Source organism: Blautia sp. OF09-25XD, from assembly GCF_003482095.1.
Taxonomy (GTDB): Bacteria; Bacillota; Clostridia; order Lachnospirales; family Lachnospiraceae; genus Fusicatenibacter; species Fusicatenibacter saccharivorans.
In genome coordinates this window covers 91,748-110,043 of record NZ_QUMG01000011.1, presented here as the reverse complement: position 1 = coordinate 110,043, position 18,296 = coordinate 91,748, and the positions used below count along the sequence as shown (strand labels likewise).

The 18,296-nt window shown below is 48.1% G+C and carries 14 protein-coding genes, 1 pseudogene and 1 other annotated feature; of the genes and pseudogenes, 3 read left to right on the top strand and 12 right to left on the bottom strand.

Features of this window, described 5'->3' with window-relative positions; all coding sequences use genetic code 11:
* The 5 genes and pseudogenes from DXA93_RS10605 to DXA93_RS10585 all read right to left on the bottom strand — a co-directional run.
* Positions 1-326 (bottom strand): annotated as a pseudogene (locus DXA93_RS10605) (IS200/IS605 family accessory protein TnpB-related protein); the annotation flags it as partial.
* A 20-nt stretch (positions 327-346) separates the two neighbouring features.
* The gene (gene tnpA / locus DXA93_RS10600) at positions 347-781 is read right to left on the bottom strand and encodes an IS200/IS605 family transposase (protein ID WP_119208284.1); all 435 of its coding nucleotides are present in this window, start codon (positions 779-781) and stop codon (positions 347-349) included.
* 173 nt (positions 782-954) lie between these two features.
* Positions 955-1,329, bottom strand: coding sequence for a 50S ribosomal protein L7/L12 (gene rplL, locus DXA93_RS10595; RefSeq protein ID WP_022462823.1), 375 nt, complete (start codon positions 1,327-1,329; stop codon positions 955-957).
* A 71-nt stretch (positions 1,330-1,400) separates the two neighbouring features.
* The gene (rplJ, locus tag DXA93_RS10590) at positions 1,401-1,910 is read right to left on the bottom strand and encodes a 50S ribosomal protein L10 (RefSeq protein ID WP_055227784.1); all 510 of its coding nucleotides are present in this window, start codon (positions 1,908-1,910) and stop codon (positions 1,401-1,403) included.
* 37 nt (positions 1,911-1,947) lie between these two features.
* Positions 1,948-2,092, bottom strand: a sequence feature (ribosomal protein L10 leader region).
* 415 nt (positions 2,093-2,507) lie between these two features.
* The gene (locus tag DXA93_RS10585; RefSeq protein WP_117761440.1) at positions 2,508-4,064 is read right to left on the bottom strand and encodes a DUF5605 domain-containing protein; all 1,557 of its coding nucleotides are present in this window, start codon (positions 4,062-4,064) and stop codon (positions 2,508-2,510) included.
* Between the two features lie 298 nt (positions 4,065-4,362).
* Here DXA93_RS10585 and DXA93_RS10580 point away from each other — a divergent pair, with 298 nt between their 5' ends.
* Together DXA93_RS10580 and DXA93_RS10575 are read left to right on the top strand one after the other, a co-directional pair.
* Positions 4,363-6,078: a sensor histidine kinase gene (locus DXA93_RS10580; protein WP_158583293.1), complete on the top strand. Its 1,716-nt coding sequence runs from the start codon at positions 4,363-4,365 to the stop codon at positions 6,076-6,078.
* A gap of 36 nt (positions 6,079-6,114) precedes the next feature.
* Positions 6,115-7,695 (top strand): response regulator transcription factor, encoded by a 1,581-nt coding sequence (locus DXA93_RS10575; RefSeq protein WP_118719670.1) that lies wholly within the window; start codon positions 6,115-6,117, stop codon positions 7,693-7,695.
* A 63-nt stretch (positions 7,696-7,758) separates the two neighbouring features.
* Here the strand turns inward: DXA93_RS10575 and DXA93_RS10570 are convergent, their stop codons facing one another.
* The 6 genes from DXA93_RS10570 to DXA93_RS10550 form a co-directional block, all read right to left on the bottom strand.
* On the bottom strand, positions 7,759-8,658 hold the full coding sequence (locus tag DXA93_RS10570) for a carbohydrate ABC transporter permease (RefSeq protein ID WP_055266923.1): 900 nt from the start codon (positions 8,656-8,658) through the stop codon (positions 7,759-7,761).
* Between the two features lie 10 nt (positions 8,659-8,668).
* On the bottom strand, positions 8,669-9,607 hold the full coding sequence (locus tag DXA93_RS10565; RefSeq protein ID WP_055266921.1) for an ABC transporter permease: 939 nt from the start codon (positions 9,605-9,607) through the stop codon (positions 8,669-8,671).
* Between the two features lie 136 nt (positions 9,608-9,743).
* Positions 9,744-11,294 (bottom strand): ABC transporter substrate-binding protein, encoded by a 1,551-nt coding sequence (locus tag DXA93_RS10560; protein ID WP_158579758.1) that lies wholly within the window; start codon positions 11,292-11,294, stop codon positions 9,744-9,746.
* A 175-nt stretch (positions 11,295-11,469) separates the two neighbouring features.
* A complete protein-coding gene (locus tag DXA93_RS18540) occupies positions 11,470-11,826 on the bottom strand; it encodes a putative collagen-binding domain-containing protein (protein ID WP_243109208.1) in 357 nt (118 codons plus the stop codon).
* Positions 11,814-13,082, bottom strand: a complete 1,269-nt coding sequence (locus DXA93_RS10555) for an apiosidase-like domain-containing protein (RefSeq protein WP_243109207.1) — start codon at positions 13,080-13,082, stop codon at positions 11,814-11,816. Before DXA93_RS10555 ends, DXA93_RS18540 begins: the two co-directional genes overlap by 13 nt.
* Before the next feature lie 90 nt (positions 13,083-13,172).
* On the bottom strand, positions 13,173-14,636 hold the full coding sequence (locus DXA93_RS10550; protein ID WP_118719678.1) for an alpha/beta hydrolase domain-containing protein: 1,464 nt from the start codon (positions 14,634-14,636) through the stop codon (positions 13,173-13,175).
* A gap of 388 nt (positions 14,637-15,024) precedes the next feature.
* On the opposite strand from DXA93_RS10550, the gene DXA93_RS10545 reads away from it, so the two are divergent.
* Positions 15,025-16,296, top strand: coding sequence for a prolyl oligopeptidase family serine peptidase (locus tag DXA93_RS10545; protein ID WP_119208277.1), 1,272 nt, complete (start codon positions 15,025-15,027; stop codon positions 16,294-16,296).
* 185 nt (positions 16,297-16,481) lie between these two features.
* Here DXA93_RS10545 and DXA93_RS10540 read toward each other — a convergent pair whose 3' ends face one another.
* Positions 16,482-18,269, bottom strand: coding sequence for a glycoside hydrolase family 2 protein (locus tag DXA93_RS10540; protein WP_119208275.1), 1,788 nt, complete (start codon positions 18,267-18,269; stop codon positions 16,482-16,484).
* Positions 18,270-18,296 lie beyond the last annotated feature (27 nt).

The following is an 18,296-nucleotide window of genomic DNA, read 5'->3' as shown; positions in this document are numbered from 1 at the left end:
CCCTCTGCTTTCCACTGTTCCAGACGCGTCCGATAAGAAGATACACTCCCAAGCGCATGCTGGACTGCCGCCCGTCTGAAATAGGATGGCATCTTGGGAAAGCAGAAATCAAAATCAAACCGGGCCGGATTCCGTTTCGTTGTATGCACCAGATGTTCCGCTGCATTGAAACGTTTCTTACTTTCTTCAATTTTGACCAGTTCTTCCCATACAGATTCATACACTTCGACCAGATAGCGGACAGCAGAACGGTAAATCTCCAGTGTCTGGCGGATCGGAATATTCTGTTTTCGTAATTCTACACCATAACTGGATATGATTTTCATCGTTCTTCCCCTTTCTGGTTTTAACTGGATTTTTCCTTCTGACCTTCTATGTAAGCAAGTACCTGTTCACGGCTTCGGTCACTGACCGTTACTGCACAATAAGACGGATTCCACAAATGCCCTCCCCACAACTCTTTCTTTAGCTCTGGATGCAAAAGGAACATCTGGCGCGCAAGATTCCCCTTCATGATTTTGATCATGTCTGAAATATAAAACTGTGGTCGGCAATCTACAAGCAGATGAATATGATCCGGCCTAACCTCCATGGCCAGGATTTGAAATTTATATTCCTGTGCAAGACTTTCCAGCATTTCTTTGCATTCCACATCAATTCCGTCTTTTAAAACCTTTTTTCTGTACTTTGTACACCAGACCAGATGATACTGCAGAGAGTACACATATCCTCTACCATAGGAAAGACCATTTTTATTAATTGTAAACATATCTTTCTTCATAAAAATAGTATACCATATGCATAGGAATATATCAAACATTTGTTCCTCTTTTTGGTAAAAATTTTGCGCGTCTAACTCATCACTGAAGTAACGAGAATGCGACGCGCAGTTTTCAAAAAAACGCACGGCAGGAAATCCCGCCGTGCGTCCATAGATTCTGATTTACGCTTAAATTATTTAAGAGTAACTTTAGCGCCTTCAGCCTCAAGTTTAGTTTTGAGCTCTTCAGCTTCTGCTTTGGAAGCACCCTCTTTGAGGACTTTCGGAGCACCGTCAACTACTTCTTTAGCTTCTTTCAGGCCAAGTCCTGTAGCTTCACGTACAACTTTGATAACTTTAACTTTGTTCGGGCCAACCTCTGTCAGCTCTACGTCGAACTCGTCTTTCTCCTCAGCTGCTGCTGCATCGCCTGCTGCTGCTGCAACTACAACGCCTGCTGCTGCGGATACGCCGAACTCTTCCTCACATGCTTTTACAAGATCGTTTAACTCTAATACAGATAACTCTTTGATAGCGTCAATAAACTCTGCGGTTGTTAACTTTGCCATTTTATTTTCCTCCTTGGATATTTTCTGAATAATGTTCTCAGGCTGCGTATTTCACGCTGCCCGCTTGAGGCTTAGGCCTCTGCTGCGCCACCTTTGGACTCTGCGATCTGGTTGAGGACGCGAGCCAGGTTTGCGATCGGGGACTGGATGCTTCCAAGCAGTTTGCCAAGAAGTTCTTCTCTTGACGGAACGTTTGCCAGTGCTTCCATTCCAGCTTTGTCGTAGTAGTTTCCTTCTACAACACCAGAAACCATCTCCAGCTTCGGAGCGGTTTTTGCAAATTTAGCGATGATTCTTGCCGGAGCTGTTGCATCGTCCTTGCTGATTGCGATAGCGTTTGTGCCATCCAGGTCTTTGGTAAGAGACTCGAAAGCAGTACCAGCGAATGCACGTTTCATCATTGTATTTTTGTATACTTTGTAATGAACGCCTGCTTCTCTTAACTCTTTACGCAGCTGAGTATCCTGAGCAACGGTTAATCCGCTGTAGTTTACCAGCAGCACGCACTGTGCGCCTTCTACCTGTGCGCTGATCTCTTCCAGGACCGGCTTCTTCAGATCGATTTTTGCATTGATTGCCATGATTGCACCTCCTTGTAGTATTTCGTACCTACGCTTTGGAAGTATAAAAAAAGCTCTTCGCGAAGATTGGCGAAGAGATCTCAAAATTCCATAACATGAACCTTGTGTAACTTCTCCTCGGCAGGCGTTTGAAACTTACGCCTTGCGGCACCTGCTGTCTTCGGCGTGATACAGGTGGTATGATAGCATATGTGAGGCGAGTTGTCAAGATCAAAATAAACTTTTTTCATATTTGTGCAACTTCATCAAAATATGCGTTCTATTTTTTCAAACCGTTTCTTCCTATACCATGTTATACTTACGTTGTTGTCGCCTCCCAAACTGGCAACAGGAAGGGGGTGAGCGCATGTCTATACTTATTTCTCTTATCGTTTCCGTTGTAGCAGGTGTAATCAGCTACTATATCTGCAAGTGGCTAGACGGAAAACATGGTGACAATTAGCCCAGGCGGATGCCCTTCCGTAAAATAGGGAAGAACCCCCAGCAGTTGCCGCTGCTGGGGGTTCGCTTTGTGAACACATGTCACTTATTTCTCTTATCAGCTACATATACTATATCATATGCAGAACCGAATTTCAAGATTCCTCTCCCACATTTTTATTTCACTTTCACCAGTCGCACAGCCATATACGGTCTTGACGGCATGTCGATCGTAAATTCTCCGCTGTGGCGGCCTGCCGGGGTGATGGTCATGTTCCAGGTGTCGATGACTTCCACATCAAACTCCTGGCCTTCCGGCATGTGGAACGGGCGACGGCATGGGCGGTTGGCTCCGAAATAGTACATGATACAGTCTTTTCTCGGATGGCTTGCGCCGTTCGTGCAGCAAGTCTCATCAAAGAATGCCGGAAGCGGCTCCATATAGCCTCCGTTTTCTTCCATAATGTCCAGCAGGAACTGAATACGCGCCGGGCTGCCGCCCCTCAGCTCTCCGCCGTGTGACCACCAGATCACACCGTTTTCATTTTCATACGTCTCGCCGTGCTGGCCATATCCACCTCTGGTATATGCCTCCCAGAACCGGCGTGTCATCTCCTCGCCGCTGATATTTCCCCAGCCGAACGGAAGATTTCCTTCATATGCAATCTCATCGAGTACGCACGGTTTTCCATACTGCGGGCGCCAGATTTCCACATTTTCTGCGGTACGGTACAGATCGATTCTCTGCAGACTGCAGTGCGTGATCCATCCCCTGGAATGATCGTACATGGTCATACAGTTGTGAATGGAGCGCAGATGGCGGTACGGATCCTGACGGCAGACGGTTTCTGCATTGGACTCCCACTCGGATACCGGTTTCCAGCGGAACAGGTCAAATTCATTTGCCATAGCCCACCATACATTGTGGTATGCGCTGAAACGGTTGACAACGTATCTTAAATAAAAGTTCTGCTGTTCCAGATTCATGCGGGAATAGCCCCAGCGGTCGTACGGATGGAACAAAATCAGATCTGCCTGGATTCCCATGGTGCCAAGGCGTGCGATCGTGTTTTCAATATGTTCAAAATAAGAAGGATTCGGACGAGTATAATCCCATACTTCATCCGGGTTTTCAATCATGGCATCAATGCCGCCGAACATATTGCGCGGCGCTTTTTCCAGCTTTTCTGTCTCAAAATCAGACGGAGACCATGGAGAATTTTCACGAATTTCAAACGGATACTGTGCCGGCTCTTTTAAATTGTAGACATAGTGTTTCGGAAAAACACAGAAACGGATCTTGTTAAACGGAGAGGACGCAAGACTCTCATACGTTTTCTCCTGTGTCTCCTTACTCTGCAGCTCCCACACATAACAGGTCGTACCGCACGGGTAGTATTCCTTTCCGTCATCGTAAGCAAAATGATAGGTGTTTGCCACACGGACCGGACCGTGACAGCCTTCATCAGCTGCACCGACCTCCACCGTCACTTTCGCCTCATCGCCCCAGCTTGTTGCTGCGGTGATCTCATACGTTCCTTCGCCGGATGGCATAAAGCGAAGCTTGTATACGCCGTTTCCGTCATAAAAGCCCTCGGCATGCTTTTCCTCTGCCTGACCTGCCATCGTTCCTTTCACCCACTGCTCCGCAAATGGATTTCCCTCGGACGGTCCCTGGAAAACCAGCTCTGCGATTCCATATCGTTTTACATGTTCGGTATAAGACTGTAACATACGTTCCACCTTTCTGAAATAAGTATCGCTTCGTATTGTGATAATTTAATTTTACTAAATACATTTTGAATAGTCAATCTTTTTAAATTTAATTTTTAAACAATAATTCAGTTATTTTTTTATTACTTTTGCCGGTATCCGTTTCTTTTTTCCTTGTATTTATTGACGTTTTTTCACTTTTATTGTAAACTTTCCCATAGAGTCTGCCGGATCTTTTGCTGAACAGTTCCGGCCTTTTCTTCTTATCTGGCTCAAAATTCAGCATGTATCTAACATGTATCGGAGAGGAGATGTTTCTTTGAAAAAACGGTTTTCCAAAATTTCCATACACTCACTTGGTTTTCGTATTTTTGTTCTGCTTGCAGTCATGGTCGTCTTTTTTTGCGCGCTTGTCGTGTACAACAACACAGCCGCTTTCGGTCTGATGCTGGAGCGGATCCATGAGAACTCGGAAAATACACTGGTTCTGTACCAGAAAAGCCTGGATGAAAACCTTTCCCGCCCCGAAACCTATCTCTATGTTTTTGCTTTGAATGATACCGATCTCCTTTCGCTCCGCGCAGCGGAACCACAGACAACCAGCTGGTATACCACATTAAACCGAATCAAAAAAAGCTTTGAAAACGCAGCACCGAACTATACCGTAGACGGCTTTTTCTGTTATCAGGAAGCCACAGATGCCCTCGTTCTCTACGACCAGACCAGCAACCCGCCACCGCTCCTCTGGAACTATATCCGCGGAATCGCCAATACAGAGGCTCCGTCCTCTGTATGGAATCTCAACGAAATCAACGGGAAATATTACCTTGTCCGTATCCTGAACCTAAACGGATATCTGCTCGGCGCGTACATTTCCACGGATACACTCCTCGGCACTCTGGTCGATACAAAAACGCAGGACAGCCTTCTGTATTTTTCCGATGGTTCTCTTCTTCTGCGCACCCCGTCAAACGATGTCCGCCTGGAGGCTCCCCGCTTGAAATGGCGACGGTATCCTTCCTACGAAATCGACGGAACCTCCTGGATGGCGGTTTCACATGAACTGAAGGAAACACCGCTGTCGCTGACCCTGCTTCTGAAGGATTCGGAATATACCAAATATCAGACAAACTTTTATATCATTGCCTTTATTGTTTCGCTCGGTCTGTTCGTAATCTGGCTGCTCCTGTCTGCTTCCCTGCACCGCTGGGTTCTTCACCCGGTTCACATGCTGACGCATGCGCTGGAACAGCTCCGCGGCGGTGATCTCAAGGTGCGGATTCCGGATGACGCTATGCTCGACGAATTCCGGAAAATGACGACCGCTTTCAACGATATGGTCGAAGAGATCGATGATCTGAAAATCGCGAATTACGAAAAACAGCTCGCCCGTCAGAAGCTGGAAGCGCTTTACCTGAAGCAGCAGATCACACCGCATTTTATGATCAACTGCCTGAACACCATTTATCAGCTGACTGAAAATAACCACGCGGACCTGGCACGGCAGATGCTTCAGAACCTGAGTGTGCATCTGCGCTATACGCTTTCCTCCGGTCAGACCGTTTCGCTTTTAGAAGAGCTGAAGCTTGTAAAAAACTACGTGGAGCTTTCCTCCATCCGCTATCCCGGCGCGCTGCGCCTGCTCCCTTCCTGCGAGGAATCGCTGCACAATGCAACGGTTGTGCCGCTGATGCTTCTGAACTTTGTGGAAAACACGGTCAAATATGAGGTCGTTATGGGGAAAGTTCTGGACATACATATCGACGTCACCGCCAGAGAAAAAAATCAGTGCACCCGCCTTCATATCTGTATCTGGGATACCGGACGCGGTTTTTCGGAGAATATGCTTGCCGTGCTGCAAAATCTTGATACCTATGTAAATTCCGAGCAGGAACACATCGGCATCACAAACGTTGTACTCCGCCTCCGCCAGATTTTTCCCGACGCGGCTTTTACTTTCTGCAACCGTTCCGGCGCAGGCGCTCAGATTACCATTGATTTTCCTTACGTTCCCTTTTTCCGCATCGACGGATAACCGGAACGGTAAAAAAATATATTTTGGGAGGTTATCATGAACCTGTTAATCGTAGACGATGAATATTATACCGTTGAAAGCATTTCCAACAAAATCCGCACACTGCGGCCGGACTTTTTTGAGATTTTCTGTGCCTACAATATGACGCAGGCATTGGAAATCTTTTCCGCGCATCCGATTGACCTGATGATTTGTGATATCGAGATGCCCGGCGGTTCCGGCCTCGAACTGCTGGACCAGATCCGTCAGGCACACTACGAAACGGTCTGTATTTTTCTGACCGCCTATGCAAAATTTGAATATATTTCCCGCGCCATGAAGCTTTCCAGCAGTGACTATCTGTTGAAGCCGCTGGATGACCATGCCCTTCTGGAAGCCCTTGACAAAGCCTGTGCGCAATGTGAAAAGCAGCAGAAGGACCGCGTCAACACCCTTCATGCCAATTACTGGAAGGAAAGTGAGCTCCCGCTTGCAGAGCAGTTCTTCCTCGACCTACTAAATGGCAGTATTTCCTCTGCTCCTTCCGAAGTGATGGATGAAATCCGCTATCGCCGTCTGAATGTCGAACTGATTCATCAGCCCTTCTGTCCGCTTCTGATCCAGACCGGACAGACGAACTCCTTTTCTCCGACCGACAACCGTACCCTGTATGAATTTGCCTTAAAAAATATTGCCCGGGAATATTTTTTTGAACCCGGCGAGCTGCCGCTGACGATCCGTGTGCTTGATGGTTTTTATCTTCTGCTTCTCCCGGCCTCCACACACTCTCGGGACGCCGTGATTGGCCGATGCCGTCAGGCCCTGACCGACTTTGTGACACACTTTCCGTTCTCGATCAACTTTTTCGTTGATCAGAAGGTCTGTCTCCCGGAAGACCTGCGAAAAGCTTTTCTTTCCATGAAAGCCTTCGCCGGAAAGAACGTCACCTACGAAAATCACGTTTTCGATCTTGCCGCTGAAACCGAAGCTCCTGTTCAGACGCCTTTTCAGCCGATTCCATCTGACCGCTGGTCCGATCTTCTCACATCCGGAAGAACGGAACAGCTTCAGATTGAGGTTTTCGCTTTCTTAAATCAGACGAAAAGCTCCGGCACTGCTACACGGGAATTTCTGACCGGCTTTTACTATCAGTTCCTGCAGCTGCTGTTTCGCCAGATGGATCATCCGGGCAGCGAAGACGAAGCCTTCCGCCGCCAGATTACCGTTGCTTCCCCGGAGCAGACCTTCTCCTCGTTTGGTGCTTTACGAGAATGGATTTCCAACAGTCTTCTGCTGTTCACACAAAGCCGTCAGGCAGCCGCTTCCCAGGACACGGCTGTTGCCACCGTGAAGGCATATATCGAATCGCACCTCTCCGACGAGCTGGATCGCGATACGCTTGCGGCCATGGTGTATCTGAACGCCGATTATCTGTCCCATCTCTTCAAAAAAGACACGGGAAGTTCTCTCATCAACTACATCATCGACCGCCGGATTGCTCGCTCCAAGGAGCTTCTCGCAAAGGGCGAAATGAGCATCCGCGACATTGCCATCACCTGCGGCTTCCAGAATATTTCGTACTTCTCCCGCCAGTTTAAAAAATCGACGGGCATGACACCACGGCAGTTTAGAAATTAAAAAAATCCGGCCTTCCTTTTGCATATCGGAAAGCCGGATTTTTTGGATTCACTTACTTTTTTATCAGCCCTTCACGCCGCCAAGGGTAATACCTTTTACAAAGTTTTTCTGGATGAACGGATAAATGATCATGATCGGCAGAATACCAAGTGCTGCCATCGCCATACGAACCGTTCCGGATGGGATCTGGGAGAGGCCTTCGCCTGCCTGCGCCATGTTGTTGGCGTTCTGCGTCAGCGCCTGAATATTCTGCATCAGACGGTTCAGCAGGTTCTGGATACTGTAGAGATCCGTTCTCTTTGTCAGATAGATATAACCATTGTTCCAGTCATTCCAGTAAGCGATACCGGAGAACATGGCAACGGTGGTAATAATCGGTTTGGACAGCGGAATGGCGATCTTCCACATAGTCTGGAATTCGTTTGCACCGTCAATATAGGCAGCCTCAAGAATTTCATCCGGCACACCGGTGACAAAGTAGCTCTTCATCAGGAGAACGTTGAATGCGCTCATCATCAGAGACGGAACCAGCAGCCCGAAGAACGTATCTTTCACATGGAATACGGTCGTGTAATTGATATAAGTCGGTACAAGGCCTCCGTTGAACAGCATGGTAAAGAACACCAGAAAGGTCAGGACATTGCGTCCCGGCAGACCTTTTTTCGAAAGACCATAGGCCAGACAGGTTGTCAGGGCAAGGCTGCAGACAACGCCGGTTGCGGTCAGGATAAAGGACATTCCGTAGGCTTTGATTACCATGGAACTGCTGGATGTGAATACCCACTCATAAGCATAGGTACTCCACTTTTCCGGCAGAAAAGAGTATCCATTCTGTAACAGAGTTGCATTGTCAGTCAATGAGGAAATGAACATCAACAGAATCGGAATGATCGCGAGCAGTGTCAGGATTGTCATGATCAGATGGCCGAAAAAGCTATAAATTTTATCTTCTCTTGTTTTCATACCGTTCCTCCTAGATCAGCGCGCTGTCGCGGTCAATTTTACGTACCAGCAGGTTGGCGCCAAGCACCAGAATAAATCCTACGATCGACTGGTAAACACCGGCTGCGGCAGACATCGAAACATTGCCCATCTGAAGCAGTCCGCGATATACGTAGGTATCAATTGTGTTTGTTGTGGAATACAGAGCTCCCTGGTTCATCGGCACCTGGTAAAAGAGACCGAAGTCAGAGTAGAAAATTCTTCCGATTGCCATCATGGTCAGCATGATAATGGTCGGACGCAGAAGCGGCAGGGTAATATATTTGATCTGCTGCCATCTCGTTGCACCATCGATCTTGGCTGACTCATAGAAGGATTTATCAAATCCCATCAGTGTTGCCAGATACACAATACAGTTGTAGCCAACCGACTTCCATGCACTGACAAAAACCAGGATAAACGGCCAGTATTTCGGTTCCGAATACCAGGAAACCGGATCTTTTCCCAGCGCCTTTAAAATCGTGTTGTTAATGAATCCGTTTTCTACACTGAAGAATGCAAAAACAAGATATCCGATGATAACGGTGGAGAGGAGGTTCGGAAGAAGGATGGCGCTCTGGTAAACTTTTTTCCGTTTTCCTTCCAGCTCACTTAAGATAATAGCTACTGCGATTGCCAGTGTTGTGTTGATTACGATAAATGCCACATTGTAGAGAATGGTATTTCGTGTAATAACAAAGGCATCGCTTGTCGTAAACAGATATTCAAAGTTTTTCAGTCCTACCCATGGACTTCCGTAGATGCCTTTTCCGGCATTGTACTGTTTGAATGCAATCACAAGACCCGGCAGAGGCATGTAATTGTTGATAAACAGATAAATGAGACCCGGCAGCATCAGAATATAGATCGGCAGAAAACGTACAAATGTTTTTCGTCTTTTCTGGCTCTTCTGACTTTTCACTCTTGCCATGTTTTTCCTTCTCCTTTTTTCTTATCCGCAGCCGGTCCCAAAGCGTTCCGGTTTTGACAGATTTTTCTCTTCTTACAACCTGCGCCGTCCTGTTTTTGGGACGGCGCAGTCATTTTTTGATCTAAATTCTTAAACTTTATTTGTTTGCTTCCTGCCACGCTGCAAGCTGTGCCTTTTTCTCGTCGATAATCTTCTGGAGGCCTGCAGTCATCATCTTATCATTCATTTCGGCAATTCCGGTCTCCGGGTCTACAAAGCCGTACTCTACGCTGGTCTGATACTCGTTGTATACGTTCTGTACTGCTGTGAGCTCGTTTGCCACATTTGTGCTGTCAAAGGAGAAACCGCTTGCTTTGGAAACCTTTGCATTGGTGTTAAACTCTTTCATCTCTGTCCACAGATCCGGATCATTTCCTTCCCATACATGGGTCAGGAACTGGTTCGGCATCATCCATCCCATGGAATGATTCCATCCGGAGTTGGATGCATCTACACCGTCTGCATAAGTAGCAAGTCCGTCATCGCCAATTTTATAATGTGTTCCCTCGATGCCCCATGCCAGAAGGTTTGCGATATCGGCATTTGTGTAGCACTCATTCAGGAATTTCATGGCTGCTTCTTTATGCTGTGCAGAGATCGGAATGGTCCAAGGCATACTAGCCACAGATGTGGAACTGATATAGTCATCCAGTGTCTGGAAGATGGTCATATCGCGACCGGTCAGTGTAGTCTCCTGCGCTTTGATGCCAGGCTTTCCGCCTGTGGTATAGCTCATCAGAGTTCCGGCTTTTACAAGCTCTCCGACTGCTGTTGTATCGGTCGATGCATCGGCACTGATATAGCCTTTCTGATTGTAGTCATACAGTCTTGCACAATAATCCTTGTAGAAATCGCTCTCAAAGAGATTTACAACATCAAGGTTCTGGCCATAGTCAAGCAGAACACCGAACACATTTCCTCCAAGGGAGTCTACGTTAGAGAACTGCGACATAGAACCTGTTGTCGGACGATAAACCTCTTTGTCCGGATATTTCTCATGCAGCTGTGCATAAATATCGTTTAATTCATCCAGACCGATTTTTACGATCTCATCGTCTGTGTTTGCTTCGTAGCCAATACCATCGAGATACTCGGTTGCGATCGCTGCGCATCCACGTCCCTGTGCAATGTCCCGGTTGCTTGGAAGGCCATAGAGAACTCCGTTCACACGGCAGGCATCAATGTTATCCTGTCCAACTGCTTCTGCGATGTCCGGTCCATACGTTGCAAGAAGATCGTTCTCTTCCAGATCGGAAAGATATCCCTGCTGAATTCCGGTTGCATATGGGAAACCTACACATGCAAGTACATCAATTTCCTCATTTGCGGAAAGCGCCAGTGTCGTATTCTGATTAAAGGATCCGAAATCGGTAATAGAAAGCTCAATTTCAACGCCAATCTTATCTCTTGTGATATCATTGATGGCTTCCTGTACTTTCTCCGTGTCTGCCGGAGCACCCGTCCAGGTCGGGAAGCTTACGATGATTTTTTCCACTTCTCCGCTTCCGTTCTCTGCTGTACTGGATGCGGTACTCTTATCCTTAGAATCTGTCTTTCCGGAATCTGAACTTCCGCCGCTGCTTCCGCATGCAGCCATGGAGCATGCCATAATGGATGCCATGAAAATCGCTGCTACTTTCTTTTTCATTCTTTCGTCCTCGCTTTTTATCTTTTTGTCTTGCTGCTTTATTTCGTTTCTGAGTTTCGGCCGTGACTCATTTGATGATCTTATTATATCTGCTTTCTTACCTCCAAAAAAGAACAATCCTGCGATGAATTTGCACTTTTCTGCGGTTTCTTTCCGCATTTTGTATAGTTTATGATCACTTTTCAGTCTTTTCTATGCATTCTGCTATCAGCACCCAATCTCCCGCCGCCGGTTTCTTTGGCATAATGCACGACTTTCCACGCACTTCCACCTGGATTTCTGCTTTTTCTGTCTGTCCCGTTCTCGGATCAAACCAGGAAATTGCATAGATTCCGTCGCAAAGGCCCGCGAGCGGTGTACTCATGCCATCCATCTCTCCGTAATAAATCAGTGCTCTCGTTTTATCCCGGCTGATCGTGGCAGCCGCAAGCTTATTGGCAAACGGGCTGATACTCTCTTCCATTTCTGCCGGTTCATATGGCACCATCTCCTCAAAATGATGTTCTTCATAGAAACGTTTCAGATATCCCATCTGTGCGCCTCCGGGGCCGTCAATGGCTTTCGCCAGGTGATGCCAAATTTGTTGAATGCATTAAAATCCGGGTTGATGTCACTTACCTCCCAGATATTATCCCAGATTCCCTGCGCACCGTACGTATAGCCGCAGCCGCCGGTCTGGACTGCCATATATGCCACGCGGCGCAGCATTGCATCGGTGCAGAGCCGGGTTCCGTTTTCTTCCAGTGTGGAACAGTATTCATACAGGGACTCGCCTTCGATGAATGGTTTTGTTCCGTGTTCCTTCCGATAGGCACGGTACCAGGACGGATTGATCGGGAAATCGCCGTGTCCGGCCTGATTCAGCACAAAATCAAACCACGATTCGTCATAATAGTAATCTGCAAACGGACGCTCATTCGTATAATGTGCGGTCTGCAGTGTTCCATATCCGTCCATTTTTTCCACATACTTTGCGACCTCGCGCCAGCCTTTGATGGCTGTTTCCCGCGGCTTTCCCGGGAAGTAGCCTGCCACTTCGCCTGACAGCGTCCACACAACCGGAAGGGCACCATAGCGGGCAATGATATAGCGTGCCAGATGTTTCTGGTGCTCCACGCCCTGCTCGATCGAGCCGGACCAGGCAAAACCGAGCGCGTTGATAAAGCCGAGGTCAGCGAGATACTGCATGCGGCGGTCGAGTTCGTTCTGGTAAAATGCCACATCTGGCACATCATCTGTGGCATCCGTTTTCCAGTAACGGCTCTTGTGCTCCTTCCAGCTGTCGCTTCGAAGGTTCGTCTGATAAACGTTATAACCCTGTTCCTTCCTGCGGTCCGCCATGCCGCGGAACATGCTCGTCATCTGTGGATGGTTCGACTCGTCCCACCGCTCACCAAAGGCAAATTCCCAGTGCGTATCGCCGAGCCAGAAAAACGGTGTTCCGTCTGCATACGTCAGATATCTTCCTGATGGATGCACTTTCAGAAATCCGTGCTGATAGATAGCAAGATTTCCTTCGTATGGAATACATTCGATCGTTCCCTGCACTCCGGAAAGTCCCGTCTCCTCCGGTGCTTCCAACCTATAACTCCACATTCCGGTTTCGGTCGGCGCAAAGGCAATCCGATAGGTATTTCCGCCGTCCCAGTATGCTTCTCTTCTGATCCTTCTTCCCGACGGTCCCGTAAAAACACTCCAGATGGAAACATCGAGGAATGGATTGTTGTATGTTTTCTTGCTCTCAAATGATAAAATAATTTGTCGCCACTGTTCTGCTTTCATCCCCATTTTATTTTCTCCTTTATCTGCGCAGAGCGCGCCCGGTTTTTTTCGGGCACGCTCCTCGAATCTGATTTTACTGTAACTGTTTATTGTTTTTTATTCCAGTCCGCGTTTCTTTGCAAGCTGCACGGCAATCTCAACCAGCTCCGCCGCATCCTCGCGGCAGACAAAGCCTTTCGTTACCTGCTCTTTCGTGTTTTTCTCCGCCATTTCCCGGTAATGTGCCAATGTTCCGTACAGCTCTTTTATCATTTCTTTCGAAAACGCCTGCTGATAACCGAACAATCCTTCCTTTTCCGATTCCGGATCCAGGAAATTCTGGCCTTTTTCAATGTCGCTGGTATTGCTGTATCTTCCGGTTGGATAGTCAAGGAGGCAGGTACGCAGTCCACCGATCGTATTTCCGAACGCATCCTTTTTGTTTTCTCCGTCGCTGTCAATCGCAATCCGGTCACAGTGCGCCGGAGCTGCGCCTGTCCGTACCCAGGTAAAGAGATTCCGAAATGCTGCCGCAAAAAGAATCTGGGACGGATAGTCGTTTCCTTCCTCATTTTTTCCCATATAGAATGGCAGATGGTTGATCCGCACCAGATCCGGATCGTTCTGATAGTAGTCCACATAGCTATAGGAAGTGTCATGGCTTGCACCCGTCACATCATACTGGCGGAACAGGAACTCCGGATCATCGCTGTCCTGCTGGGCAATGCGCCATGCTTCCATTCTTCCGTTTTCACTCTCCGTCTGCACAGCGATAAACGGCTCGCGCGCCTTTTCCACACGTGTCAGACTGTAATGGTACGGAGCCATGGTTTCATACTGGTTGACCGGAATACCAAGGGAATGGACTCCTCCTCCGGAAAGGTAGCCATCAAATACACACGCACCGCGTGCCACCTCCGGACGATACGCAAAGCTGTTCAGATAGCGGAACAGATACGAACCCGACTGTGACCAGCCCGTCAAATAGACGTATTCTCTCTTATATTCCCGAATCGGATTCTGCTCCTCATCGCCGCGCAGCAGCCACGCCAGGTCTGTCAGCATGTCCCAGAAAAGACCCGTTTCGTAATCATGATTCAGATCGCCGAGTCCGCCTGTGACCTGCAGTCGCTCCGAGAACGGCACATCCGGCGTCGGGTTGGCCCAGGAAAGACGGCCGTAACGCTTTTCATCAAACTCTACCATTTTAGCGATCGTATTCGGTTTGCTTGTGATTCCCACATAGATATCTCCGTCCCGCACAAATTTCTTCCAGCCGAGAATCCACATGCGGTCAATCTCCATAAAACTCGTTGGATTGATGATCTCCACTACAACGTTTCCGCTGCATTTTGCAGTGTCCTGCGGTGCGCGGACAATGATGCGGTTTGTATACGGCGCATCCGCAGTGCGCACACGGACGCCGCCGCGCTCGTCGGCTGTCTCGTAGACATTTGCCGTTCCATACATATAATATTCCTTCTCCACATAGCCGCGCTCCGACAGCTTCAGGTAACGCTCCGCACTGGCAAACGGATAGCTTTCTTTCGTTACCGAAATCTCCTCTAGTCTTGTAATCATCTCGTAAAACCTCCCTTTTTCCTTGTATGATTTTATTATTCCATACGGCTCCAATACGAAAAACAACGATTCTGCTGTTTTTTGACACTTTTCTGCGGTTTCTGTTTCGGTCAGACTTTTTCCGTTCCGGAAACAAAAACACAGAAAAAGCATCTCCGTGCAAATTTATCTCTGATTTGTACTTTTTCTTTCGGAATGTCTGTAGTAGACTGGTATTGTAGGGCAGAAAAAATCTATCATTCCCAATACCGTCTTTTCTGCCCATGCAAACAACTGTACTCTCAAGCTTTTTCTGTACCTGATTTTGTGAGATGATTTTTGTCAGTCGCAAAAGCAAGTGCAGAAAGACTCTGAGCGTACATTCCGTACCAAAGGAGGGTTTTTACAAATGAACGGAACTTATTATACCATTACCGAAGTTTTTGATTTCGGTCCGCATATTTCGAAAGTAATTCTGGATTATGGCAAAAGCATGAAGGGTGCGGTCCCATCTCCGGAGCAGTTTACGGTACACGTTACCCGTACATCCACCGAGGGCGAGGATTTTGTATGGCCGAATTTTATGGGCGACAAACCGGATGACTCGATGGACGGAACCCGCCGCGTTTCGAACGTTTACGTTTCTGACAAAACCGGTGCACCGTGCGAGGACGGTACCTGTCTGACGCTGGAGCTGCCGTGTTTCATCATGGAAGGAATCGGCTCGATCATCAAATTCAACGGTAATTTTAATGTATTTGTCAATGTTGCTTACGATGTAACACAAGTCTCTGAAATTGCAACAGACGATGATGCCATTTCTCCGCAGACGTTCGACGTAGACGGCGGAAACCGCGTCATCTACGGTGAATGGCTCAAAGAAGACCGCTACGAGGATCCGCAGATTCCGCTCTCTTACGTTTACTACGAGCCGGAAATGGATGCGGATGAGAAAATCCCGCTGATCATCTGGCTGCACGGCGCAGGTGAGGGCGGACAGGAACCGCCGATTGCAGCAATCGGAAATAAAGTTGTAAACCTGATTTCCCCAAAGGTTCAGAAAATTTTCGGCGGCAAGACCTATCTGCTCGCTCCACAGGCTCCAACCATGTGGATGGATGACGGAACCGGCGAATATACCAAAGACGGTTCTTCCAAATATACCGAAGTTCTCGATGCCCTGATCGGTGCTTTCGTGGATGCCCATCCGCAGATTGACCGCTCCCGCATCTACATCGGCGGCTGCTCCAACGGTGGCTTTATGACCATGAAACAGATCATTTTCAACCCGTCCCGCTACGCTGCCGCATATCCGGTCTGCGAGGCTCTGGCGGATGCATTTATCTCCGATGAAGATATTCTGAAGCTCAAAGATCTGCCGATCTGGTTTACACACGCAAAAACCGACCCCGTTGTCGTTCCGGATGATTTTGTCGTTCCAACCTATGAGCGTCTGGCAAAGGTCAACCCGAATGCTCACTTCACCTACTGGGACAAGGTACTCGATCACACCGGAACACAGAAAAATGCGGATGGCACCCCATTCGAATACATCGGCCACTGGTCCTGGATCCCGATGCTGAACGATGAGTGTGTCCTCGATTACGACGGAAAACCGGTTATGACAGACGGAAAAGAGACTCCGATTCTGGAGTGGATGGCTGCACAGAAAAAAGCATAACACAGCACTTGCCGGATTCTCCGCCTACGGCGGATTGTTGCAGTGAAAAAAACAGATGGTATGAAATCGGACTTCAAAGCTGATTTCATACCATCTGTTTTTGTCTGTTCTTGTCTTTTTTTCTCTGTTCCGTTTGATATCATCAACCGTGCAAGTCGGCTGATCTTTTTGAAAAGCTCTTGCCCCTACTGTTCTTTTCTTTTCAGCTCTTCATAAAATTTCTGCAGCACATAAAATGCCGGTTTGCGGTACTTTTTGTCCTCAGAGAGCAGCCCCTTCCGGTTATAATATTTCTGGATCAGGCTTGTTCTGCGCGGGCAGCGGAAGTCGTAGAGAATCCAGGGGGTCATGCCCTTGATGTAGTCAATGTTCCGCAGCGTTGCAATCTGTTTTTCGTACACATCCGCCTGGCACTCCTCGGTTCCTTTGTCCGAGATGGTTCCATGGTGATGCGGCAGCGCGTCTGCGCCGAACTCCGTTACGATAACCGGCTTGTCCGGCTGGCTGTTTTCCATCAGTGCCGGCAGCATCGCAAAATCCGGGGTGTACCAGCCGCAGTACTCGTTGATGCCGATGATGTCAAGGTATTCCATCAGACGGTCCTCAATCTTATTTTTCGCAGCATTAACCAGGCAGGCCGCAGACACCATTCGCGTCTCATCCTCCCGATGCGCGCATTCTGCCAGTGCGCTCATGAATTTCAGCCGTTCATCCGTATCGGCATTCTCATTTCCGACAGACCAGATGATCACGCTCGCGCGGTTCCAGTCACGGTTGATGAGTTCGCGGAGCTGATTCTGGGCATCCTCATATGTTTTTTCACGTTCAAAACGAATTGCCCAGTAAACCGGAATTTCCTCCCACAAAAGAAGCCCAAGCTCGTCGGCGAGTTTTGCCATTTCTTCGTTATGCGGGTAATGTGCAAGGCGCATGAAGTTGCATCCCAGTTCTTTCGCAATGCGGATATTTTCGATCCGTTCCTCTCTTGTCAGGCCTTTTCCGTTTTCCACGCTGTCTTCGTGGCAACTGATACCACGCAGGAAAACGGGCTCTCCGTTCAGCAGAATGTCTCTGCCGTTCACGCGAATTTCACGAAAGCCGACCCGATCGCTGACGGTATCGGTTCCACAGGTTACTTTTACATCATACAGCTTCGGTTTTTCCGGTGTCCAAAGCTCCGGTTTTGCATCAAAAACAACTTCTCCGGCTCCGTTTTCCAGCTGGATTTTCCGGCTCACGCCAAGCTCCTCGATGACAAGCTCTGCCTTGGCTGTGATTTTTTCCGACAGTGTCACTTTCGCCATAACATGTCCAAATGTTCCGTCCGGCACAAGCGCAATTTTAAAAGTTTTGATATGGCATTTCGGAACACGGATCAGTGCGATATCGCGGTATACGCCGCAGTAGTTGAACCAGTCGGTATTCTCGGTCGGCACCTGCTCCGGCCGTCTCGTTCCGTCAACAGCAAGCACGATGCGGTTCTCCGCTTTCAGGTATTCTGTGATATTCCAGAACGCCGGTGTCGATCCGCCGCGATGCATACCGACGTATTTTCCGTTTAAGAAAACGCGACACAGATAATTGGCTGCGCCCACCTTCAGAAAGACTGTTTCCTCTCTTTCTGCGATATAGGAAAATTTTCTCGTAAAGACCATGCTTCCCTCATACAGGAGATACATCGGATCGATGGTATTCCAGCTGCACGGAAGCTGCATCACCGGCCACTCGTCAAAGGAATAGTCGATCGGCACAGTGAAGCCTTTTTCGTCGCGGTATCTCTCTTTGTACCATTTCTGGCGCAGACAGGTATCGTACTGATCGACTGCATAATGCCAGCCGCCGTTCAGCAGCTCCTCTCTTCTTCCCCCTTCAAATATCATCGTGTCCACTGTGGCAAATCCCGTTTCGTACTGTTCGGTATAATCCTCGAGATGGATATCCGACATATACTTTTTCTCTTTTTTTGCTTCCATAAACTTTTCCCTCACTTCTCCAAACGA